Below are 21,546 nucleotides of genomic sequence, written 5' to 3'. Positions count from 1 at the left end.
AACGACCCTACGGGCGGGGACCTCCGGCACCTGCCCGCACGGCCGCCGCGGCGATGGAATGACCAGGTCAGGGGCAGGGGCCGGAGCAAGAAGCGGGAGGTGGGCGATGCTGGCCGGTGAGGTCATGAGCAGCCCGGCGATCACGTTGCGCCGGGACGACTCCGTGCGGCGGGCGATCCGGGTGCTGTACGACCACGACATCACGGCCGCCCCCGTGCTCGGGGAGCACGGCGAGCTGGTCGGGATGGTCAGCGAGATCGACCTGCTGTGCGGCGCCTTCACGCCGGGCGGCTCGGCGCCCCGGACGGTGGCGGACGTGATGTCGCGCCAGGTGAGCACGGTCGAGGACACCGCCGACGCGAGGGTGCTGACGGACCTCATGATCACGAGGAGGATCAAGAGCGTGCCCGTGCTGCGCGACGAGCGGGTGGTCGGGATGGTCAGCCGCCGCGACTTGATGGCGCTGCTGGCCAGGTCGGACGAGGAGCTGCGCGACGCCGTCCTGGCCGCGCTGCGCGAGCGCTACCCCTCCGGGACGTCGTGGGAGGTGACCGTGCGCGACGGCGAGGTCGACCTGCACGGCCCCGAGGGCCAGGGCCCACAGCACGTGGCCGACCTGCTCGCGCAGGCGGTCCCCGGGGTCCGTCCGGCCCGCCTTCCGTGATGGGAGGGCCCGCCTTCCGTCATGAGAGAACGCCCCTCACCACGGCGACCGGGCAGCGCGCGTGGGCGAGCAGGGCGCGGCTCACCGAGCCGAGCACGGCGGCGGTGAAGGCGTTGCGGCCGTGGGAGCCCACGACGAGCAGGACGGCCCGGGCCGACGCCTCGGCGAGCGCGGAGACCGGATGACCGCGGACCATGTCCAGCTCGGTCCTCACGTCGGCGTACGCGCCCTGCCACGGCCGCAGCTCCCCGCGCGCGTACTCCTCGGCGGCCCGCCGCATCCCGTCCAGGTCCGTGGCGACCACGGGCCCGTACGGCACCGGCGGCTCCCAGGCGCACACGATGCGCACCCGCTGACCGCGCAGCCGCGCCTCCTCGAACGCGTACGCCAGGGCGGCCCCGGACGTCTCGGTGCAGTCGAAACCCGCCACGATCCCGGCGGCCGCCTCCGTGGGCGTGGGGCGTACGACGACGACCGGCACGGCGACGTGCCCGGCGACCTGGTTGCCGACCGACCCGAGCAGCATGCCGGGGAAGCCGCCCGCGCCGTGACTGCCGATCACGACTTCGGCGGCGCCGGAAGCCTGCTCACGCAGGACGCGGCCGGGACGCCCCTCGGTCACCTGAGTGGTCACGACGAGGCCGGGCCGCCGGTTTCGGGCGACCCGCGCGGCGTGGTCGAGGATCTGCCGGCCCGAGGGCGTCAGCTTGTCGTAGCAGTCGGGGATCGGGTAGCGCGGGCCGTCGTACGGCAGGCGGTCGACGGCGTGGACCACCCGCAGGGGCACACCCCGCAGGCCGGCGTGGTCGGCCGCCCACTCCACCGCGGCGGTCGCCCCGGCCGACCCGTCGGTGCCGACGACGACCGGATCGATGAACGGGGTCATGGCGCGGCGCCTCCTCCTGACGTCAGCGGCAGCGGGACGCTCCAGCACAGCCGGGTGCCCCCGGCGGCGAGGGCCTCGGCGGCGCAGGACCCGCCCAGGCTCTCGGCCCGGTCGCACAGGTTGCGCAGACCGCTGCGGCGCCCCCGGGCGGGGATGCCGACGCCGTCGTCCTCCACGAGCAGGGTCAGGCGGTCCTTCTCCAGGCGCACGGTGACGGCGGCCCGGCCGGCGTGCGCGTGCCGCACCACGTTGGAGATCGCCTCCCGCGCGACGGCCAGCAGGTGCTCCCCGACGGCGGCGGGCACGCGGGTGTCGAGCTGGCCCTCCAGGCGCAGGGCGGGCAGGAAGCCGAGGGGCTCCCGCGCGCCCTCCACCAGCTCGACGAGCCTGGCGCGCAGCCCGGGGGCGCCGGCCGGGGCCCGCAGGGCGAAGATCGTGGTGCGGATCTGCCGGATCGTGCCGTCGAGTTCGTCGATCGCGGTCCGCAGGCGCGCGGCCACCTCCGGGTGCTGCTCCAGCCGGACGGCGCCGGTCAGCGTCATCGCGACCGCGAACAACCGCTGGATGACGACGTCGTGCAGGTCCTTGGCGATGCGGTCGCGGTCCTCCAGCAGGCCGAGCCGTTCGGCGTCCCTGCGCGTCTCGTCCAGCTCGAGCGCGACGGCCGCGTGGCCGGCGAAGGAGTGCAGCATGCACATCTCCGGCCGGCTGAACGGGGCGCGGCCCGGCCGCCTGCCCAGCGACAGCACCCCCCGCACCGCTCCCGGCGCCCCGAGCGGCACCGCGCACACCGCACCGGTGCCCGCCGCCTCCCCGACGGCGATGATCAGGTCGGTGTCCTCCAGGTCGGCGACCACGCGAGGCTCCGCGTGGACGAAGACCTGCCCGGCCAGCGAGCCCTCGACGGGCAGCCGGCGCCCCCGCGGCCCGGCTCCGATGATGTCGCCGTCCGTGATCGCGACCCGCAGCGTCCGCCCGCCCTCCTCGGGCAGGAGGATCGCCACCGCGTCGGCGGCGGCCATCCGCCGGGCGTGGCCGGCGATCAACGTCAGCACCAGCGGCGTCTCGGCGCCGGACAGCAGGCTCCTGGTGATCTCCGCGGACGCCCGCAGCCAGGTCTCCCTGCGGCGGGTGTCCTCGTACAGCCGGGCGTTCTCGATCGCCACCCCGGCGGCGCCGGCGAGGGCGACGACGATCGCCTCGTCGTCCTCGTCGAACTCCCCTCCCCCGCGCTTGTCCGTCAGGTAGAGGTTGCCGAACACCTCGCCCCGGACCCGTACGGGCACGCCGAGAAAGCCGGTCATCGGGGGGTGGCCGGAAGGGAAGCCGTACGACTCGGGGTGATCGGAGATGCGGGCCAGCCGCAGCGGCCGGGGTTCTTTGATCAGCAGCCCGAGCAGGCCGAGCCCGTGCGGCCAGTGCTCGATCCCGGCGATCTCCTGCTCGCTCAGTCCCACCGGGACGAAGCGGACAAGAGTGTGGTCCTCCCCGATCAGGCCGAGGGCACCGTATCGGGCGTCGACCAGCGTGACGGCGGTCTCGACGATCCGGCGCAGCATGGTCTCCAGATCGAGGTCCCCGCCCACCGAGACGACCGCCTCGAGCAGCGCGTGAACCCGGTCGCGCGTCGACAGGACCGCCTGCAGCCTCGTGTGCAGCTCGGTCAGCAACCCGTCCAGGTGCGTCTGCGGGATCATGGCCGCCTCCCCCGTCGGCGCCACGCGTATCCGCCACAGATGAAGTGTCGCAAACCGGAGCACTCCCGGCTCCGGCCCTTTGCCAGGTCGCGACCGGCTTCTTACGGTCCGTATGCGCTCACCCGCCACCGGCCCCGGACATACTCGGATAGAGCCGAATTGGACGCGGGGGTGCGCCATGAGCGAGTCGCGTGACGGCGTCATCCGGGTCGCCTGGCACGGAGCCGACCGGTTCGACGTCCGGATCCGGCGCCACACGGTCCGCACCGACCAGCCCGCGGACGCCGGCGGGAGCGACACCGGGCCCACGCCGGCCGAGCTGTTCGTGGGCAGCGTGGCCGCCGGAGTCGCCTGCTGCGCCGAGCACTACCTGCGCCAGCGCCAGCTGCCCGCCGGGGTCGGCGTGACCGCGCGGTACAGCCTCGGCGTGTGTCCCGGGCGGATCGACCGGATCGAGCTGTCGGTGGACGCCCCCGGCCTGCCCGCGGGGCTGCGCGCCTCGCTCCTGTCGGTCCTGGAGCACTGCGCCGTCCGCACCACGCTGCGGGTGCCGCCGCTGGTCACGTTCGAGGTCCGCCAGGCCGCTCCCGGGACAGCCGTTCCCGCAGCCCACGGGCCGTACGGCGGACCGCGGCCAGGACCGGCGGGGTCATCGGGGCACCAGGAGTGAAGTCGCCTCCCTCGATGCCGACGACGACCAGCTCGCCCGGCAGCCGGCCGAGGGCGCGCCCCAGCTCGACGGCGTCGGCCAGCCCGAGCGCGTGCGAGCCGCTCGGCTGACGTGACGGCGCCGGCGGTTCGGCGGGCAGGTGGACCGTGCCGGGCGGAGCGCCGGAGGAGACGGCGTCGACCACGATCGCGAGCGCGGCGCCCGACCACGCCTCGACCAGCGCCGCCGGGTCACCGCCGTTCTCCACGACCGCGACGGACGGCGGCAGCGTGCCCCGCAGCCGCCTGGCGACCTCCAGACCCGCCGCGTCGTCGCCGCGCAGCTCGCTCCCGATGCCGACCACCACGGTCTCAGCCATGATCCACGCGCAGGTCGAGGAAGTGCGCGGAGCAGGAGATGCAGGGGTCGTGGTTGCGTATCGCCTTCTCGCACAGCGCGGCCAGCTCGTCCTCGGGCAGGGTGAGCCGCGGGCCCAGCAGATCGCGCAGGTCCGCCTCGATGCGCGCCTGGTTCTGCGCGGTGGGCGGCACGATGTCGGCCTCGGCGACCAGGCCGCCGTCGTCGAGCCGGTAGCGGTGGTAGAGCGTGCCGCGCGGGGCCTCGGACGCGCCGTGACCGACCCCCGGCCGGGGCTCGACGGGCACGCACGGCCGCTCCGGCTCGGCGTACCCGTCGATGAGGCGCAGCGCCTCGTCGCACGCGTGCACGATCTCCACGGCCCGCACGACGATGGCGCGGTAGGGGTTGCGGCAGACGGGGCCGAGACCGGCGGCGGCGGCCGCCTCCCGCGCGAGCGGGGACAGCCGCGCCGAATTGAGCGCGTAGCGGGCCAGCGGGCCGGTGAGGTAGCCGGTCTCGCCGTCGAGCCGGGCGTGCAGCGCGGTGGAGTGCGGCACCTGTTCCTCGATCACGTGGTCCGACCAGTCCGCGACCGCGAAGCCCGCCGGTTCCGCGCGCCCGTCGCCGGTGCCGACCGCGCCGGACAGGATGGCGTATTCGCTTGGGTGGCGCAGCGCGAGGAACCGGTAGTCGTGCTCGACGTCGGGGAAGTCGAACCCGGCGACCCAGGCGACGGTGGCGAGGGCGTGGTCGCGGGCGCGGCGCAGCCGCTCGGCGGCGGGGGCGAGCTCGCGGCGGGACGGCGCCCGGTAGAACCCGCCGACCCTGACGTTGACCGGGTGGATGGGCCGGCCGCCGATCGCGGTGACCAGCTCGTTGCCGGCCTTCTTCAGTTCGAGCCCGCGCTCCACCAGGTCGCGGTGATCGGCGGCCATCGCGACACCGCTGTCGTAGCCGAGGAAGTCGGGCGCGTGCAGCAGGTAGACGTGCAGCGCGTGCGACTCGATCCACTCGCCGTAGTACAGCAGCAGCCGCAGGTCGCGCAGCGGGCCGGTGACCTCGGCCCCGCAGGCGGCCTCGATGGCCTGGCAGGCGCTCATCTGGTACGCGACGGGGCAGATGCCGCAGACGCGGGCGGTGATGTCGGGCGGCTCGGTGTGGCCCCGGCCCCGCAGCATCGCCTCGAAGAACCGGGGCGGCTCGTAGATCCGCAGCTCCAGGCCGGCGATCCGGCCGTCCCGGGCGTGCACGACCAGCGCGCCCTCGCCCTCCACGCGGGTCAGCGCGCCGATCCGCACGGTCTTGTGCGTCATCCCGCCCCCTCCTCGAACCCCTGGGCCTCCTCGGCCGCCCGGCGGAAGGGCTCGGCCGTGGCGTGGTAGGTCCGGTAGATCCGCACCAGTTCGGGGGTGCTCATGCCGAGCTCGCGCATCCAGTGGTTGAGCGACGCGTGGTTGGGACTCTCCATCGGCCCGAAGCAGCCGTAGCAGCCCCGGTTGAAGGCCGGGCACAGCGCCCCGCAGCCCGCCTGGGTGACCGGACCCAGGCAGGGGGTGCCGTGCGCGACCATCACGCAGGCGTTGCCCCTGGCCTTGCACTCCACGCACACGCTGTGCGCGGGCACCACCGGCCGCCGTCCGGCGAGGAACGCCGAGATCACTTCGAGCAGCTGGTGCTTGTCCGGCGGGCAGCCGCGCAGCTCGAAGTCGACCGGCACGTGGGCGGCGATCGGGGTCGAGCGGTCCAGGGTGGCGATGTAGTCGGGCCGGGCGTAGACCACCGCGGCGAACTCCCGCACGTCGGCGAAGTCGCGCAGCGCCTGGATGCCGCCCGCGGTGGCGCACGCGCCGATCGTGACCAGCCGCTTCGACACCCGCCGCACGTGCCTGATGCGCTCCAGGTCCTCCGGAGTGGTGATCGATCCCTCCACGAGCGACAGGTCGTACGGGCCGGGCCCGGGGGCGCTGGACGCCTCGAGGAAGTAGGCGATCTCCACCCGGGCCGCGACGGAGAGCAGTTCGTCCTCGCAGTCGAGGAACGTGAGCTGGCATCCGTCGCACGAGGCGAACTTCCACACGGCCAGCCGGGGCATCTCCGCTCCCTCCTACGGCTCCGGTGCTCTCTACAACTCCGCGACGGCGAGCATCGGCGCCACGCGGTCGTAGGGCAGCACCGGCCCGTCCTCGCACACGAACAGCGGGCCGAACTGGCAGTGGCCGCAGCGGGCCACCGCGCACTTCATGTTCCGCTCCAGCGACAGCTCCACCCGGCCGGGGGCGACGCCGCGCCGCACCAGCTCCGCCGCCGTCTTCCGCATCATCGCCTCCGGCCCGCACACGAACGCGTACGTGCGGCGCGGCTCGAAGACGACCCGGTCGATCAGGCCGGTGACCAGCCCGACCGGCCCGCGCCAGGTGTGGTCGGGGTGGTCCACGATCACCCGGACGTCGGCGCCCTGCCGGGCCCAGCACGCCAGGTCCCGGCGGAACAGGAGCAGGCCGGGAGCCCGGCTGCCGGCTATCACGCTGACCCGGCCGTACCCGGGCCGGTCCCGCAGCAGCGCCCGCACGACCGGCCGCAGCGGGGCGAGGCCCAGCCCGCCCGCGGCCACCACCACGTCGAGGCCCGCCGCCGCGCGCAGGCCCCAGCCCTGGCCGTACGGCCCGCGCAGGCCGACGACGTCGCCGGGCCGCTTGCCGCACAGGGCGGCGCTGACCGCGCCCACGGCCCTGATCGTCTGCGTGTAGCCGCCGGAGCGGGCCCGCCCGCTGATCGAGACCGCGATCTCCCCCACGCCGGGGGCGTACAGCATGGTGAACTGCCCCGGCCGGAACGGCGGGCAGTCTCCGCGTACCGGCTCCAGCGTCAGGGTCACGGTGTCGGCCCGGTCCGGGCGGCGGGAGCGCACGCGGTACGGCGCCGGCGTCATCGGGTGCGGGCCGCCGGTCATGGCAGGTTCGCCAGCTCCTCGGTGACGTCGATGCCGACGGGACACCAGGTGATGCAGCGCCCGCAGCCGACGCAGCCGGACATGCCGAACTGGTCGATCCAGGTCGAGAACTTGTGGGTGAGCCACTGGCGGTAGCGGCCGGGGTTCGAGCCGCGCACCGGCGTCCCGTTGACCTCGGAGAAGTCCAGCGTGAAGCAGGAGTCCCAGCGCTCGATCCGCTCGGCCGTGCCGTCGGTGAACGACGTGGCGTCCTCGACCGTGCTGCAGAAGCAGGTGGGGCAGACCATGGTGCAGTTGGCGCAGGTGAGGCAGCGGGCGCCGACCTGCGCCCAGCGCGGCGAGTCGTGCGCCGACAGCCGTTCCTGAATGCCCTCGGTCTCCACGTGGCGGCCCATGTGCTCGGCGGCGTCACGGGACACCTCGGCGGATGCCGCGAGGTCTTCGGCCGAGGCGGGGCGGTGCGGCAGCGCCGCGGCGATCGGCTCGCCCCGCGCGCTGCCGGTCTCGACGACGAACCGGTGCGGCGCGGCCAGCTCGGTGAGGGCGAGGTCGAACCCCGTGGTGGCCCGGGGACCGGTGTGCATGGAGACGCAGAAGCAGGTGCCGCCGGGGACCGCGCAGTTGACGGCGATCAGCAACAGGGCCTGCCGCCGCCGCAGGTACGCCGGGTCGGGGTGCCTGCCGCCGAGGAAGACCCGGTCCTGCACGGCGATCGCGGCCAGGTCGCAGGCCCTCAACCCGAGCAGGGCGACCCGCGGCGCGTCCTCCTCCGCCTCCTCGATCTGTTCGCCGCGCATCCGGAAGAGCGTCTGGCGGGGCGGCTGTGTGTACGCCTTGGCGGAGTCCGGACTCGCCGCGAACGAGAAGACCATCTCGCCGTCGCCCTCGGCCAGGCGGTAGCGTCCGGGCTCCTGGACATCTGTCCAGCCCCTGGCGAGCCGGTCGGCCGACGTGATCTCCTCGAAGCGGATGACGCGCTCGCGCACCACCGGGCCCACGACGGCATAGCCCCCGGCCCGCAGCTCGGCCACCAGGGGTTCCAAAGTGTCGATCACGATGGCGTCCACGGCGTCCCCCTCGCCCGTTCGCCCCTCCCGCTCACAGTACTCGGCCCCCGGGGGGCTGTGAAACTTTCATACCCGTACCGGCACGACGGCCCGTGTCCGGCCCGGGTACCTGACAGCCGCCCGTGATCATGGTGACATTCCTGGAGCGAGGTTAGTCGATCGGCCGCCGGAGATCCCGGCACGACGAGAGGACAGGCAATGGCGGGGCTCTTTTTTTCGGGCGCACATGAAACCGGTTTCAAACGCGGGCGTACGGCATGGATCGCCGCGGCCGCGCTGGCCGCCACCGCGGCGATCGGCGCTCCCGCCGCGCACGCGGACACGGCGTCCTGCTCGATCTCGTGGTCGAGGATCTCCCAATACGTCGTCGGGTTCACGGCAGACGGGCGAGTGGTGAACACCGGGACCACCCCCCTGAAGGGATGGCGGGTCTCCTGGACGTTCACCGGGGACGAGAAGCTCTTCTCCCTGCTGACGACGTCCTGGACGCAGACCGGGCGGAGCGTCACCGGCACCAACGTGTCCTGGAACGGCTCCATCGCTCCGGGAGGAAGCGTCCCCATCACCGCGGTCGGCAACTCCACCGGCGGCACGTTCGGCCTGACCGGCCTGACCTGCACCCCCCTGTAAGACGCCTCAGGCCCGCGTGACGGCGGCCCGGTAGTCGCCGGCGATGCCGGCCGCGACGGACAGCAGCGGGTCGACCAGGCGGGGCAGCTCGCGCACCCGCCGTGAGGACACCACGATGCCGACGGCCGCGACGGGCCGGTCCCCGACCAGCACCGGCGCGGCCGCCGAGCAGGAGCCGAGGGTCATCTCCTCGTGCGTGGTCGCGTACCCCTGGGCGCGCACCTGCGCCAGCTCCCGGGCCAGGCGGCCCGGCTCGGTGATGGTGTGCGGGGTGGGCCGCTCCAGCGGCCGGGCCAGGTAGGCGCCGACGAACCAGCCCGGCTCGTAGGCGAGCAGCGCCTTGCCGACGCCGGTCGGGTGCATGGGCAGGCGGGAGCCGGTCCGCGACACGATCGGCACCGCCCGCTTGCCGTACACCTTGTCCACGTAGAGCACCTCCACCCCCTCACGCACCGCCAGGTGGACGTTCTCGCCGGTGCCGCCGAACAGCTCCTGCAGCCAGGGGTGCGCCACCTCCTGCAGCGGGTCGGGGGCGAGCTGTCCCAGCTCCCACAGACGGCGGCCGATCTGGTAGCGCCCGTCGGCGCCGCGGCGCAGCGCGCGCCAGTCCTCCAGCTCGCCCACGAGCCGGTGCACCGTGCTCAGCGCCATGCCGGTCCGTCCGGCGATCTCCGTCAGCGTGAGCCGGGGATGGTGGACGTCGAAGGCGCCGAGGATGGCCAGCGCCCGGGAGGTCACGGAGCGTCCCACGTCGCGTGCGCCGCCGGACATATGCCTCCTTCTTCCACTGAGTAGAAGCAAAGCCTACGCGGGACGGCGGCTGCTTCCCGATGCTTGAGCCATGCGAACTCAGGTCGGGATCATCGGAGCAGGACCGGCCGGCCTGCTGCTCTCCCATCTCCTCCATCTGCGCGGGATCGAGTCCGTGGTGCTCGAACGCCGCAGCCGGGAGTACGTCGAGCGGCGGGTGCGGGCCGGGGTGCTCGAACAGGGCACGGTGGACACGCTCGTCGAGGCGGGCGTCGGCGAGCGGATGCGGAGGGAGGGCCTGCCCCACCACGGCATCGAGCTGCGGTACGGCGGAGCGGGCCACCGGATCGCCTTCGAGCGGCTGGTGCCCGGCCGGGCCATCACCGTGTACGGCCAGCAGGAGGTCGTCAAGGACCTCATCGCCGCCCGGCTGGCGGCCGGCGGCGACGTCCGGTTCGAGGTGGACGACGTGGCGGTGCACGACGCGGCGAGCGACCGGCCGTACCTCACCTTCACCGGCTCCGACGGGACGGAGCAGCGGCTGGACTGCGACGTGATCGCGGGATGCGACGGCTTCCACGGCGTGTCCCGGCCGTCGATCCCCGAGGGCGTGCTGACCGAGTATCGCCGCGACTACCCCTTCGCCTGGCTCGGCATCCTGGCCCGGGTGAAGCCGTCGTCGGAGGAGCTGATCTACGCGCGGACCGAGCGCGGCTTCGCGCTGCACAGCATGCGCTCCCCGGAGATCAGCCGGTTCTACCTCCAGGTCGCGCCCGACGAGGACCTCGCCGAGTGGCCCGACGAGCGGATCTGGGCCGAGTTGCGGGCCCGGCTGGAGACCGTGCCCGGCTTCACCCTCGCGACCGGCGATATCGTCGAAAGAGGGATCACGCCGATGCGCGGCTTCGTGGCCGAGCCCATGCAGTACGGCAGGCTGTTCCTGGCCGGGGACGCGGCGCACATCGTGCCGCCGACCGGCGCGAAGGGGCTCAACCTGGCGGTCGCCGACGTGCGGGTGCTGACCGAGGCGCTGGCGCGCTTCTTCGCCGACGGCTCGACGGAGGCCCTGGACGGCTACTCGCGGGCCTGCCTGCCCCGCGTGTGGCGGGCCCAGCACTTCTCGTGGTGGATGACGACGCTGCTGCACACGTTCGAGTCCGACGACGCCTACGCCAGGAAGCTGCAGACCTCCTACCTCGACTACGTGACGTCCTCGGAGGCGGCCGGGACGACGCTGGCGGAGAACTACGTGGGCCTGCCCTATGAAGAGGAGACATCGTGACACACCCGCCCTACCTGTATCCGGACTACGCCAGCACCGTCCTGCGGGCGCCCTCCCGGGAGCCGCTGCCGATGAAGGAGGACCCCGAGGCGGCCGAGCTGACCGGCCCGGTCTTCGGCCACGGCGAGGTGGACCCGCTCGACGCCGACCTGACCGCGGGCCACGCGGGCGAGCCGCTCGGCGAGCGCATCATCGTCACCGGGCGCGTCCTCGACGCCTCGGGCCGGCCGGTCCCCGGCACTCTGGTGGAGATCTGGCAGGCCAACTCCGCCGGACGGTACGCCCACCAGCGCGACCAGCACCCGGCGCCGCTCGACCCCAACTTCACCGGCGCGGGCCGGTGCCTGACCGACGACGAGGGACGCTACCGGTTCGTCACGATCAAGCCGGGGGCCTATCCCTGGCGCAACCACCCCAACGCCTGGCGGCCCGCGCACATCCACTTCTCGGTGTTCGGCACGTCCTTCACCCAGCGCCTGGTGACCCAGATGTACTTCCCGGGCGACCCGCTGTTCGCCTTCGACCCGATCTTCCGGTCCATTCCCGACCCGGCCGCCCGCGAGCGGCTCGTCGCCGCGTTCGACCTCGACGTCACCGAGCCGGAGTGGGCGCTCGGCTACCGCTGGGACGTGGTGCTCGGCCGTACCCCGATGGAGGACGCGTGACCACCCCCTCGCAGACCGTCGGCCCGTTCTTCGGGTTCGCCCTGCCGTACGCCGCCGACTGGGAGCTCGCGCCCGAGGGTCATCCGGGAGCGGTGACGATCACCGGCCGGGTGCTGGACGGCGCGGGCGAGCCGATCCCGGACGCCCTGCTGGAGCTCTGGACGGGCGAGGCGGGCACGCGGGGCGCCCTGGGCCGCACCGGGGCCGGGGTCTCCGGCTTCGGCCGGTGCGGCACCGCGCCCGACGGCTCCTACCGGTTCCGCCTCGTGCCGCCCGCCCGGCCCTACCTGGCGCTGCTGGTCTTCGCGCGGGGCCTGCTCAAGCCGGTGCGGACCCGCGTCTACCTCGCCGACGTGCCCGACCCGCTGCTCGGCTCGCTGGACCCGGCGCGCCGCGCGACGTTGCTCGCCCGCCCGGACGGGCAGGACGTCTACCGGTTCGACGTACGGCTGCAGGGCGAGCAGGAGACGGTCTTCCTTGAGTTCTGACGTGGGGCTGCTGTGCCCCGTGTGGGCGGGCACGGACGTGGCGGCGGTCACGGACGACGACGCCTGGCTGCGGGCGATGCTGGAGACGGAGGTCTGCCTCGCGCGGGCGCAGGCCCGCCTCGGCGTCGTCCCTGAGCGGGCCGTCGCCGCGATCGCCGAAGCGGCCCGTCCGGAGGGGTACGACCCCGCCGATCTCGCCCGCCGTGCCAGGGACGCGGGAAACCCCGTCGTGCCGCTGGTGAAGGATCTGCGGGCCGCGGCCGGCGAGGCGGGCTCCTGGGTGCATCACGGCGCCACCAGCCAGGACATCCTCGACACAGCGTCGATGCTGGTGGCCGCGCGAGCCCGCGAGACGATCCTGCGCGACCTCGACCGGGTGCTCGCCGCGCTGGCCCGGCTGGCCGCCCGCCACCGCGACACGCCGATGGCGGGCCGTACGCTCGGGCAGCAGGCCGTGCCCACCACGTTCGGGCTGAAGGCCGCCGGGTGGCTGGCCGGCTGCCGGGACGCCCGCGATCGCCTGGCGGCGGTGCGGCTGCCGGTCCAGCTCGGCGGCGCGGCCGGCACCATGGCCGGATACGGGGACGGGGCGCTCGACCTGCTGCCGCTGTTCGCGGCCGAGACCGGGCTGGCCGAGCCGGTGCTGCCCTGGCACACGCTGCGCACCCCGGTGACCGACCTGGCCTGCGCGCTCGCCGCCGTGACCGGCGCGCTGGGCAAACTCGCCACCGACGTGATCCTGCTGGCGCAGAGCGAGGTGGGCGAGATCGCCGAGCCCGCCGCGCCGGGCCGGGGCGGCTCGTCGGCGATGGCGCACAAACGCAACCCGGTGCTCGCCACGATGATCAGGTCGGCGGCGCTCCAGGCACCGGCGCAGGCACAGGTCCTGCTCGCCTCGCGGGTCGCCGAGCACGAGCGGCCCGCCGGGAGCTGGCACGCCGAGTGGCAGCCGCTGCGCGAGTGCCTGCGCCTGGCGGGCGGCGCGGCCGGGACGGCCGCCGAGCTGGCGGAGGGGCTCGAGGTGTTCCCCGAGCGCATGCGGCACAATCTCGATCACCTGCTCGCCGTGCTGGCCGGACACGGGGAGGACCCCGGCGTCGGGGCGGCGCCCGCTCTGGTCGACCGAGCTCTGGAGCACCACAAGGGAAAGGCACCATGATCCCGCACCACCGATTCGACGGGCCGCCGGACGCCCCGGTCGTCGTGCTCGGGCCCTCGCTGGGCACGACCCTCGACCTGTGGGAGCCGCAGCTTCCCGCGCTCACCCGCACCTGGCGGGTGCTCCGCTACGACCTGCCCGGCCACGGCGGCTCCCCGGCGGCGTCCGGCTTCCCGCGCGATCTGACCGTGGACGATCTCGCCGACGGGGTGCTGGCGCTGCTCGACCGGCACGGCCTGGGCTCGGTCGCGTACGCGGGGGTGTCGCTGGGCGGGGCCGTCGGGACCACGCTGGCGCTGCGCGCGCCGGACCGCGTCGCGAGCCTGGTCCTGTGCTGCACCTCCGCCCGGTTCGGGACCCCGGAGAGCTGGCGCGAACGCGCCGCTCTGGTCCGTGCCGAGGGCACCAAGCCCCTGACCGAGGCGACGAGAAGCCGGTGGTTCACGGCGGGCTTCCCCGGCGCCGGGCGCTACCTGGACATGCTGGCCGGCGTGGACCGCGAGGGGTACGCCGCCTGCTGCGACGCCCTGTCCGTGTTCGACGTCCGCGACCGGCTCGGCGAGGTCCGCGCGCCGGCGCTGGTGGTGGCCGGGGCGGAGGACCCGGCCACCCCGCCCGAGCACGCCGAGGTCCTGGCCGGGGGCATCCCCGGCGCGGAGCTGCTGGTGGTGCCGGGGGCCGCCCACCTGGCCACCGCCGAACGCCCGGACGTCGTGAACGAGGCGATCGTGCGCCACCTGACCACCCGCTGGAGGACGGCGTGAGCTACGACGACGGCATGCGCGTGCGCCGCGAGGTGCTGGGCGACGCGCACGTGGACCGGGCGCGGGAGCGGACCACCGAGTTCACCGCCGACTTCCAGGACCTGATCACCCGGTACGCCTGGGGCGAGATCTGGACCCGGCCCGGGCTGGACCGCCGGACCCGCAGTTGCATAACGCTCACCGCCCTGGTCGCGCGCGGGCACCTGGAGGAGCTCGCCATGCACGTGCGGGCGGCGCGGCGCAACGGGCTCACCACCGACGAGATCAAGGAGGTGCTGCTGCAGACCGCGATCTACTGCGGCGTGCCCGCCGCCAACGCCGCGTTCGCCGTCGCCCAGCGGGTGCTCGCGGAGGAGACCGGATGACCTATCTGGTGGTCGGCGAGAGCCTGGTCGACCTGATCGGCGCGCCCGGGTCGTGGACCTTCGCCGCCGTGCCCGGCGGCAGCCCGCTCAACGTCGCCGTGGCCCTCGCGGCGCTGGGCCGGCCGGTGCGGTTCGCCGGCGAGGCCGGAGACGACTTCTTCGGCGGCCTGCTCCGCGATCACCTGACCCGGCACGGGATCGGGACCGGCGACCTCGCACCCGCGGCGGCGACCGGACTGGCCTTCGCCCGCGTCGGCGCGGACGGCTCGGCCTCCTACGACTTCCGTTTCGACTGGGCCTTCTCCGCCCCGGTCGCGCTCGACGGGGTGACCTGCCTGCACACCGGCTCGCTGGCCACGCTCGCGGCCCCGGGCGGCGATCACGTCAGAGGCCTGATGCGGGTCGCCGCCGAGGCGGGGATCACTGTGTCCTACGACCCGAACATCCGGCCGTCCCTCATCGGCGACCATGCCCGCGCACTGGCTCACGTCGAGGAGTGCGTACGGCTCGCCCGCCTGGTCAAGGTGAGCGCCGAGGACCTCGACTGGCTGTATCCCGGCGAGCCCTGGCCCGAGGTGGCGCGGCGCTGGACCGGTCTCGGCCCGGCTCTCGTGGTGGTCACCCGGGGCGGCGACGGCGCCGCGGCGGTGCTGGACGGCGAGGTGATCGCCTGCCCGGCCCCGGCCGTCGAGGTCGTCGACACGGTCGGCGCGGGCGACACCTTCACCGCCGCCTACCTCGACGCGCTCGACGCGCTCGACGCGCTCGACGGCGCTCCGCTCGGCGCGGAGCGCGTGGCCGGGGCGCTGCGGCGCGGCTGCGCCGCCGCCGCGATCGTCTGCACCCGCGCCGGCGCGGTCCCGCCGACCCGGGAGGAGGTGAAGTCCTTTTCCCAGGGTACGGGTGCCTCAGAAGACGAGGAGGGACATGAATGATCGAGATAATCCCTGTCGACACCCCCTCCCTGGGCGACCGCAGCTACCTCGGCACCGACGGTGAGGTCGCCTTCGTGGTGGACCCGCAGCGGGACATCGACCGGATGCTCCGCCTGGCCGAGCGGCGCGGCGTCGAGATCCGCCACGTGTTCGAGACCCACGTCCACAACGACTACGTGACCGGCGGGCCGGCGCTGGCCGCGGCCACCGGCGCGGACTACCACGTGAACGCGGCCGACCCCGTGGCGTTCGACCGCTGCCCGATCGAGGACGGGGACGTGGTCGAGATCGGCCCGCGGACGCGCCTGCGCGCCGTCGCCACCCCCGGCCACACCTTCACCCACCTGTCGTACGTGCTGGAGTCGCCGGACCGGCCGCCCGCCGTCTTCACCGGAGGCTCGCTGCTGCACGGCACGACCGGGCGGCCCGACCTGCTCGGCCGCGAGCACACCGGCACGCTGGCGCGGGCGCAGTACGCCTCGGCGAACCGGCTGGCCCGCGAGCTGCCGCCCGAGACGGACGTCCTGCCCACGCACGGGTTCGGCAGCTTCTGCTCGGCCACCCAGTCGGAGGTCACCGAGTCGACCATCGGCCTGGAGCGGCGGGTCAACCCGGCCCTGACGCGCGGCGAGGACGAGTACGTCCGGTCGCTGCTGGCCGGGCTGGACGCCTACCCCGCCTACTACGCGCACATGCCCACGCTCAACCGGGCCGGGGCGGACGCGCCCGACCTGTCCGCGCCGCGCCGCGCGAACGCCGCCGAGCTGCGCCGCCGCCTGCGGGCCGGCGAGTGGGTCGTGGACCTGCGGTCCCGTACGGCGTTCGCGGCGGGTCACCTGGCCGGGGTGCTCAACTTCGGGCTGGACGGCAACTTCGCCGTCTACCTGGGCTGGCTCATCCCCTGGGGAACACCGCTGACGTTGCTGGGCGAGACGCCGGGGGACATCGCGGAGGCCCAGCGCGAACTGGCGCGGATCGGCATCGACCGCCCCGCCGCGGCCGCCACCGGAGGGCCCGCCGACTGGGCCGGCGACGACAAGCCCGCGTCCATGCCCACGGCTACCTTCGCCGAGCTGGCGACCGTGCGCCGCCACCGCCCGGTCGTGGTCCTGGACGTGCGCCGCGACGCGGAGTGGCGCGAGTCGCACGTGCCCGGCGCGGTCCACATCCCGCTGCACGAGCTGCCGTCCCGGCTGCACGAGGTGCCGGACGGCGAGGTGTGGACGCACTGCGCCAGTGGCTACCGGGCGTCCATCGCCGCCTCCCTTCTGGCCGCGGCCGGGCGCGAAGGAGACGTCGTCGCCGTCCACGACGACTACGACCCCCACGCGATGATCGCGCGGTTCGCCGCGACCGGTGGGTCCGGCCTGGCGCGACATCCTCTGTGACCCTGCGCCCGGCGAGCCGTCGTCAGCCGAGGGCGAGCAGCGCGATCACCGTGCGGGCGGCCTGCCCGCCCTCCTCCTCGGCGATCGCCAGGGCGGCCGCGGTGTCCAGGTCGTTCAGCAGCGCGCGCACCGCCGCGTGCTCGCCCGCCGCCTGCGTCCCGGGCCGCCCGGCCGCAGGTCGGTAGGCAGCACGGTGGAGCCGCTCCAGCCGGGCGGCGGCCTCCTCCAGGCCGCCGGGGCGGTAGTCCCAGTCGGCCGCCCACGGGTGATCGAGCAGCAGCAGGCGCACGGCGCCGGCCGGGTGGTCCCGCAGCAGGTCGGCGGTGAACACGAGGTTGCCCGCCGACTTGGCCATCTTCGCGCCGTCCACGCGGACCACCCCCACGTGCAGCCAGGCGCGGGCGAACGGCCGCACCTCGGTCGCCGCCTCGGCCATCGCCGCCTCGTACGCGTGGTGCGGGAAGCGCAGGTCGGCGCCGCCAGCGTGCAGGTCGAGGGCCGGCCCGAACGTCGTCAGCGCCATGGCGGCGCACTCGGCGTGCCACCCGGGCCGTCCGTCGCCCCACGGGCTCGGCCAGCCCGGCTCCCCCGCCGCCGACCGCCGCCAGACGGCGACGTCCGCCGGGTCGTCCCTGCCGGGGTCGTCCGGATCGTCGCCGAACTCCGCCAGCAGGCGGGCCGCCTCGCCGGCGCCGAGCCCGGCCCGTTCGCGCACGCCCGCGCCGCGGAAGTACACCGCGCCGTCCCGCTCGTAGGCGTGGCCCAGCTCCACCAGGGCGCGGGCGAGCGCCACGACCTGCGGCACGTACGTGTGCGCCCGCGGCTCGTACGTCACCGGGTGCACGTGCAACGCCGCCATGTCCCGGTCGAAGTAGAACTGCTGCACGGCGGCGAAGCTGTCGTAGGGGCTGCCGGCCCGGCGCGCGGCCGAGGTCAGCACGTCGTCCACGTCGGTGACGTTGCGGCAGACCTCGACAGGCGCACCGGTGTGCCGCAGCACCCGGGCCGCCACGTCGGCCCACACGAACGTCCTGGCGTGGCCGAGATGGGTCGTGTCGTAGGGCGTGATCCCGCACACGTACATCCGGGCGCGGCCCACCACGGGCAGCGGCCGCCTGCCGATCGTCAGCATCGAACCCCCTTCATCGCGGGCGGAGGAACTCCCGCAGCCGGTCGAGTGGCCAGGTGTTGATTACCCGATCGGGGGTGAGCCAGCCTCGCTGCGCGGTGCCGACGCCGTACCGCATGTTCGCCAGGTGCGGCACGGCGTGCGCGTCGCTGTCGATCGCGAACAGCACGCCCCGGCCGGCCGCCCGCCTGACCAGGTCCGCGGGCAGGTCGAGCCGGTCGGGGAAGGCGTCGATCTCCAGCGCCGTGCCCGTGCGGGCGCAGGCGTCGAACACCCGCGGCCAGTCGGCGTCCACCGGCTCCCGCCTGCCGATGACCCGCGCCGTCGGATGGCCGATGATCTTCACGTACGGGTTCTCGCAGGCCCGGACCAGCCGCCGGGTCATCTCCTCGGCCGGCTGGGTGAAGTGCGAGTGCACCGAGGCCACGCACAGGTCGAACCCGGCCAGGAACTCCGGCGGCCAGTCGACCTCGCCCTCCGGGCCGATGTTGAGCTCGCACCCGTGCAGCAGCGTCATGCCGGGGCGGGCGGCGCCGAGGCGGCGGAGCCGCTCCCGCTGGGCGAGCGCCTTCTCACCGGTCATCCGCTGCATGGACAGGCCGGGCGCGTGGTCGGTCACCGCGTAGTAGTCGTAGCCCCGGGCGGCCGCCGCCTCGGCCATCTCCTCCAGCGGCGCGAGCCCGTCGGTCAGGTCCGTGTGCGTGTGCAGGTCGCCGCGGATGTCGGCCAAGGTCACGACCCGCGGCAGCCCCTCGCCCAGCGCGGCCTCGATCTCCCCGGTGTCCTCGCGGAGGGCCGGCTCGATCCACGGCAGGCCGAGCATGCCGTACACCTCCGCCTCGTCCGCCGAAGTGATCTTCTCTCCGGTCGCCACGTCGAACACGCCGTACTCCGACAGCTTGAGCTTCCGGTGCACGGCGATCTCGCGGGTGCGGATGTTGTGCGCCTTCGAGCCGGTGAAGTACTGCAGCGCGGCCCCCCAGGAGTCCCCCGGCACCACCCGCAGGTCGACCTGGAGCCCCGACGCCGTGCGCACCGAGCTCTTGGTCTCGCCATGCGCGATCACCTCGGTGACGTACGGCAGCGTGGTGAAGGCCGTCATCAGGGCGGCCGAATCGTCGGCCGTGGCCAGGACGTCGACGTCGCCGATCGTGTCCTTCATCCGCCGCAGCGACCCGGCGTACGCGCAGCGCTCGCAGCCCGGCACGGCCGACAGCGCGGGGACGACCTCGTCGGCGACGGCCATGGCGATCCCGATGTGCACCCGGCTGCCGGTCTTGCGGATCACGTCGATGCCGTGGAGCAGGTTCTCCTCGGTCTTCGCGCCGAATCCGTGCATTCCCTGCAGGGCCCCGGCGTGGATCGCGTGTTCCAGCTTCTCGATCGAGTCGACGCCCCGCTCGTGATACAGCGCCATGGCCTTCTTCGGCCCGAGCGTGGGGATCGTGGTCAGCAGGCGGACCCCGGCGGGGATCCGCGTACGCAGCTCCTCCAGCTGGTGGATCGACCCGGTCCGCAGGTACTCGTCGATCTTCGCGGCGATCGACGCGCCGACGTTCGGGATCGCCCGCAGGCCCGCCGCGTCCATGCCGTCGATCTCCCGGCCGTACCCGCCGACCGACCGGGCCGCCTTCTCGTAGACCCGCACCTTGAACGCGTCACCCCCGGTGATCGCGATCAGGTCGGCGTACTCCTGCAGCAGCCCGGCGACCTCCTCGTTGCACCGTCTCATCGCAGGCACCCCCGGGCCAGTCTGCGACGCGCCCCCGGGCCGTCTCCAGGTGCCGAGGTCCCGGCCCGGTGTGACCGAAGACCCGGGTGATTCGTACCGCCGGATGCGGGACATCGCGCCCTGTCCGCTCCCGCCGCGCGCCGACGATAATGGCGGCCATGACAGAAGCGGCGGCGCGCGCGGACGGGTGCGAGCCCGGATCCTCCCCGCCGCGCCTTTTCCGGCCGCGGCTGCCCGTACGGCTGCCGGTGCGGTTGCTCGCTCCGGCGTTCGGGCTGACCCTCCTGCTGCTGCTGGCGCCGGCCGCCGCCGCGTCGTCGGCGGTGCCGGCCTGGCCCGCGTGGGCCCTGGTGGCCGCCGCGGGGATGTCGTTCGCGGGAGCCGTGCTGACCGCCCGCCGGGCCCGCCCGCACGTTCGGCCCCTGCCGGTGGCGTTCGTCGCGCTGCTCGCGGCGGTCACGATCACGGCGGCCCTGGCCTACGGGACGGACGGGTGGCAGACGCTGTTCTCCCTGCTCGCCGTGGCCGTGGCGCTCGTGCTCCCGGTCCGCGCGGCGCCCCCGCTCGTCGCCGTCACGGCCGTGCTGGCCGCGGTCCTCCCGGCCCACGGCGGCTCGATCGCCGAGGCGCTGTGGGGCACCGCGCTGACCACCTTCCTCGCCGGGATCACGACGTACGGCTTCCGCCGGATGAGCGAGGTGATCGAGGAGCTCGGCCGGACCCGGGAGAAGCTCGCCGTCGCCGCCGTCTCGGCCGAGCGGCTGCGCTTCTCCCGCGACCTGCACGACCTGCTCGGCCACACGCTCTCGATGGTGGTCGTCAAGGCCGAGGCCGTACGGCGGCTCGCCCCGCGCGACACGGAGGCGGCCATGCGGCACGCCGCGGACATCGAGGCCATCGGGCGGCAGGCGCTGACCGAGGTGCGCGAGGCGGTCACGGGCTACCGGGACGCGAGCCTCGCCTTCGAACTGGACAGCGCCAGGGCGGCCCTGGCCACGGCAGGCGTCGACTGCGTGGTGAAGGAGTCGGGGCCCGCGCTGTCGCGGGAGACCGACATGCTGCTGAGCTGGGTCGTCCGGGAGGGGATCACGAACGTCGTGCGGCACTCCGGCGCCCGGCGCTGCGTCATCACCCTGCGCCGCGACCGCGACCCGGTGCTGGTCGAGATCAGCGACGACGGAGCCGGTGGCGCCGCCGGTGACGAGGACGGCAGCGGCCTGCGCGGGCTGCGCGAGCGGCTGGCCGCGGCGGGCGGGCGGCTGAGCACCGCCCGTCTGCCGCGCGGATTCGTCCTCACCGCCGAGATCCCGCACGCGGGCGTGGACGACGACGGCACCGGCACCGGCACCGGCACGGACAACGGCACGGAGGATGGCCCATGACCCGCGTGCTCATCGCCGAGGACCAGACGATGATGCGCGACGCGCTCACCGTGCTGCTCGACCTGGAGGACGACTTCGAGGTCGTCGCGCAGGTCGGCACGGCGGACGAGATCGTGCCCGCCGCGCTGCGGGCCAAGCCCGATGTGGCCCTGCTCGACATCGAGATGCCGGGCGGGAGCGGGCTCGACGCGACCACGGACCTGCGGGCCGCCCTCCCCGGATGCGTGGTGGTCATCGTCACGACGTTCGGCCGGCCCGGTTACCTGCGCCGGGCCCTGGACGCGGGCGCCCGCGGCTTCGTCGTCAAGGACCGGCCCGTCGGCGAACTGGCCCAGGCGATCAGGCGGGTGCTGGCCGGTGAGGTCGTGGTGGATCCGGCGCTGGCCACGGCCGCCCTCAGCGCCGGGCCGAACCCGCTGACCTCGCGTGAGCGCGACGTGCTGGCCGCCGCCGCCGACGGCTCCACCGCCGCCGACATCTCCCGGCGTCTCCACCTGTCGGAGAGCACCGTACGCAACCACCTGTCGGCGTGCATCACCAAGACCGGCACCCGCAACCGGATGGAGGCCGTCCGGGTCGCCCGCCACAACGGCTGGCTCTGACC

Annotated in this window: 23 protein-coding genes; 13 read left to right on the top strand and 10 right to left on the bottom strand. The window is 74.5% G+C overall.

Annotation, left to right across the window (positions count from 1 at the left end):
• The first annotated feature begins 106 nt into the window (after positions 1–106).
• On the top strand, positions 107–664 hold the full coding sequence (locus AAH991_RS23680; protein WP_346228091.1) for a CBS domain-containing protein: 558 nt from the start codon (positions 107–109) through the stop codon (positions 662–664).
• 19 nt (positions 665–683) lie between these two features.
• Here the strand turns inward: AAH991_RS23680 and AAH991_RS23675 are convergent, their stop codons facing one another.
• Together AAH991_RS23675 and AAH991_RS23670 are read right to left on the bottom strand one after the other, a co-directional pair.
• Positions 684–1,550: a universal stress protein gene (locus AAH991_RS23675; RefSeq protein ID WP_346228090.1), complete on the bottom strand. Its 867-nt coding sequence runs from the start codon at positions 1,548–1,550 to the stop codon at positions 684–686.
• Positions 1,547–3,247 carry a sensor histidine kinase gene (locus AAH991_RS23670; RefSeq protein ID WP_346228089.1) on the bottom strand — a complete coding sequence of 567 codons (1,701 nt, stop codon included), beginning with the start codon at positions 3,245–3,247 and terminating at the stop codon, positions 1,547–1,549. Before AAH991_RS23670 ends, AAH991_RS23675 begins: the two co-directional genes overlap by 4 nt.
• A 178-nt stretch (positions 3,248–3,425) precedes the next feature.
• Between AAH991_RS23670 and AAH991_RS23665 the strand changes: the two genes are divergently transcribed.
• On the top strand, positions 3,426–3,917 hold the full coding sequence (locus tag AAH991_RS23665) for an OsmC family protein (protein WP_346228088.1): 492 nt from the start codon (positions 3,426–3,428) through the stop codon (positions 3,915–3,917).
• Here the strand turns inward: AAH991_RS23665 and AAH991_RS23660 are convergent.
• The 5 genes from AAH991_RS23660 to AAH991_RS23640 are packed head-to-tail and all read right to left on the bottom strand — an operon-like array spanning position 3,808 to position 8,273.
• The gene (locus AAH991_RS23660; protein WP_346228087.1) at positions 3,808–4,275 is read right to left on the bottom strand and encodes a hydrogenase maturation protease; all 468 of its coding nucleotides are present in this window, start codon (positions 4,273–4,275) and stop codon (positions 3,808–3,810) included. The two genes, AAH991_RS23665 and AAH991_RS23660, sit on opposite strands and share 110 nt — an antisense overlap.
• The gene (locus AAH991_RS23655) at positions 4,268–5,569 is read right to left on the bottom strand and encodes a Ni/Fe hydrogenase subunit alpha (RefSeq protein ID WP_346228086.1); all 1,302 of its coding nucleotides are present in this window, start codon (positions 5,567–5,569) and stop codon (positions 4,268–4,270) included. The genes AAH991_RS23660 and AAH991_RS23655 overlap by 8 nt, the downstream gene beginning before the upstream one ends.
• Positions 5,566–6,348: an NADH-quinone oxidoreductase subunit B family protein gene (locus AAH991_RS23650; protein ID WP_346228085.1), complete on the bottom strand. Its 783-nt coding sequence runs from the start codon at positions 6,346–6,348 to the stop codon at positions 5,566–5,568. The genes AAH991_RS23655 and AAH991_RS23650 overlap by 4 nt, the downstream gene beginning before the upstream one ends.
• A 30-nt stretch (positions 6,349–6,378) precedes the next feature.
• Positions 6,379–7,206, bottom strand: a complete 828-nt coding sequence (locus AAH991_RS23645; protein ID WP_346228084.1) for an FAD/NAD(P)-binding protein — start codon at positions 7,204–7,206, stop codon at positions 6,379–6,381.
• Positions 7,203–8,273 carry a 4Fe-4S dicluster domain-containing protein gene (locus tag AAH991_RS23640; protein WP_346228083.1) on the bottom strand — a complete coding sequence of 357 codons (1,071 nt, stop codon included), beginning with the start codon at positions 8,271–8,273 and terminating at the stop codon, positions 7,203–7,205. The genes AAH991_RS23645 and AAH991_RS23640 overlap by 4 nt, the downstream gene beginning before the upstream one ends.
• A gap of 198 nt (positions 8,274–8,471) precedes the next feature.
• Here AAH991_RS23640 and AAH991_RS23635 point away from each other — a divergent pair, with 198 nt between their 5' ends.
• Positions 8,472–8,903 (top strand): cellulose binding domain-containing protein, encoded by a 432-nt coding sequence (locus AAH991_RS23635; RefSeq protein ID WP_346228082.1) that lies wholly within the window; start codon positions 8,472–8,474, stop codon positions 8,901–8,903.
• A gap of 6 nt (positions 8,904–8,909) precedes the next feature.
• Here AAH991_RS23635 and AAH991_RS23630 read toward each other — a convergent pair whose 3' ends face one another.
• Positions 8,910–9,674: an IclR family transcriptional regulator gene (locus AAH991_RS23630; protein ID WP_346228081.1), complete on the bottom strand. Its 765-nt coding sequence runs from the start codon at positions 9,672–9,674 to the stop codon at positions 8,910–8,912.
• Between the two features lie 70 nt (positions 9,675–9,744).
• On the opposite strand from AAH991_RS23630, the gene pobA reads away from it, so the two are divergent.
• The 8 genes from pobA to AAH991_RS23590 are packed head-to-tail and all read left to right on the top strand — an operon-like array spanning position 9,745 to position 16,699.
• Positions 9,745–10,935, top strand: a complete 1,191-nt coding sequence (gene pobA, locus AAH991_RS23625; protein WP_346228080.1) for a 4-hydroxybenzoate 3-monooxygenase — start codon at positions 9,745–9,747, stop codon at positions 10,933–10,935.
• Complete coding sequence (gene pcaH / locus AAH991_RS23620; RefSeq protein ID WP_428834014.1) at positions 10,929–11,600, top strand: protocatechuate 3,4-dioxygenase subunit beta; 672 nt, start codon at positions 10,929–10,931, stop codon at positions 11,598–11,600. The genes pobA and pcaH overlap by 7 nt, the downstream gene beginning before the upstream one ends.
• A complete protein-coding gene (locus tag AAH991_RS23615) occupies positions 11,597–12,088 on the top strand; it encodes a dioxygenase family protein (RefSeq protein ID WP_346228078.1) in 492 nt (163 codons plus the stop codon). The genes pcaH and AAH991_RS23615 overlap by 4 nt, the downstream gene beginning before the upstream one ends.
• Entirely contained in the window at positions 12,078–13,247 is a 1,170-nt protein-coding gene (gene pcaB, locus AAH991_RS23610) for a 3-carboxy-cis,cis-muconate cycloisomerase (protein WP_346228077.1), read from the top strand. Before AAH991_RS23615 ends, pcaB begins: the two co-directional genes overlap by 11 nt.
• Positions 13,244–14,011 carry a 3-oxoadipate enol-lactonase gene (pcaD, locus tag AAH991_RS23605; protein WP_346228076.1) on the top strand — a complete coding sequence of 256 codons (768 nt, stop codon included), beginning with the start codon at positions 13,244–13,246 and terminating at the stop codon, positions 14,009–14,011. The genes pcaB and pcaD overlap by 4 nt, the downstream gene beginning before the upstream one ends.
• Positions 14,008–14,376: a 4-carboxymuconolactone decarboxylase gene (pcaC, locus tag AAH991_RS23600; RefSeq protein WP_346228075.1), complete on the top strand. Its 369-nt coding sequence runs from the start codon at positions 14,008–14,010 to the stop codon at positions 14,374–14,376. The genes pcaD and pcaC overlap by 4 nt, the downstream gene beginning before the upstream one ends.
• Positions 14,373–15,311 carry a carbohydrate kinase family protein gene (locus tag AAH991_RS23595; protein ID WP_346228074.1) on the top strand — a complete coding sequence of 313 codons (939 nt, stop codon included), beginning with the start codon at positions 14,373–14,375 and terminating at the stop codon, positions 15,309–15,311. The genes pcaC and AAH991_RS23595 overlap by 4 nt, the downstream gene beginning before the upstream one ends.
• Complete coding sequence (locus AAH991_RS23590; RefSeq protein WP_346228073.1) at positions 15,308–16,699, top strand: MBL fold metallo-hydrolase; 1,392 nt, start codon at positions 15,308–15,310, stop codon at positions 16,697–16,699. Before AAH991_RS23595 ends, AAH991_RS23590 begins: the two co-directional genes overlap by 4 nt.
• 22 nt (positions 16,700–16,721) lie before the next feature.
• Here AAH991_RS23590 and AAH991_RS23585 read toward each other — a convergent pair whose 3' ends face one another.
• Together AAH991_RS23585 and polX are read right to left on the bottom strand one after the other, a co-directional pair.
• Entirely contained in the window at positions 16,722–17,831 is a 1,110-nt protein-coding gene (locus AAH991_RS23585) for a class I tRNA ligase family protein (RefSeq protein ID WP_346228072.1), read from the bottom strand.
• 10 nt (positions 17,832–17,841) lie between these two features.
• The gene (gene polX, locus AAH991_RS23580) at positions 17,842–19,560 is read right to left on the bottom strand and encodes a DNA polymerase/3'-5' exonuclease PolX (protein ID WP_346228071.1); all 1,719 of its coding nucleotides are present in this window, start codon (positions 19,558–19,560) and stop codon (positions 17,842–17,844) included.
• Between the two features lie 158 nt (positions 19,561–19,718).
• Between polX and AAH991_RS23575 the strand changes: the two genes are divergently transcribed.
• Positions 19,719–20,942: a sensor histidine kinase gene (locus AAH991_RS23575; RefSeq protein ID WP_346228070.1), complete on the top strand. Its 1,224-nt coding sequence runs from the start codon at positions 19,719–19,721 to the stop codon at positions 20,940–20,942.
• Positions 20,939–21,544: a response regulator gene (locus AAH991_RS23570; RefSeq protein ID WP_346228069.1), complete on the top strand. Its 606-nt coding sequence runs from the start codon at positions 20,939–20,941 to the stop codon at positions 21,542–21,544. Before AAH991_RS23575 ends, AAH991_RS23570 begins: the two co-directional genes overlap by 4 nt.
• The last annotated feature ends 2 nt before the right edge of the window (positions 21,545–21,546 follow it).

Origin of the sequence: Microbispora sp. ZYX-F-249 (assembly GCF_039649665.1) — a bacterium.
Lineage (GTDB): Bacteria > Actinomycetota > Actinomycetes > Streptosporangiales > Streptosporangiaceae > Microbispora > Microbispora maris.
The sequence above is the reverse complement of the archived record's forward strand: the minus strand, read 5'-3'. Positions and strand labels throughout refer to the sequence as shown.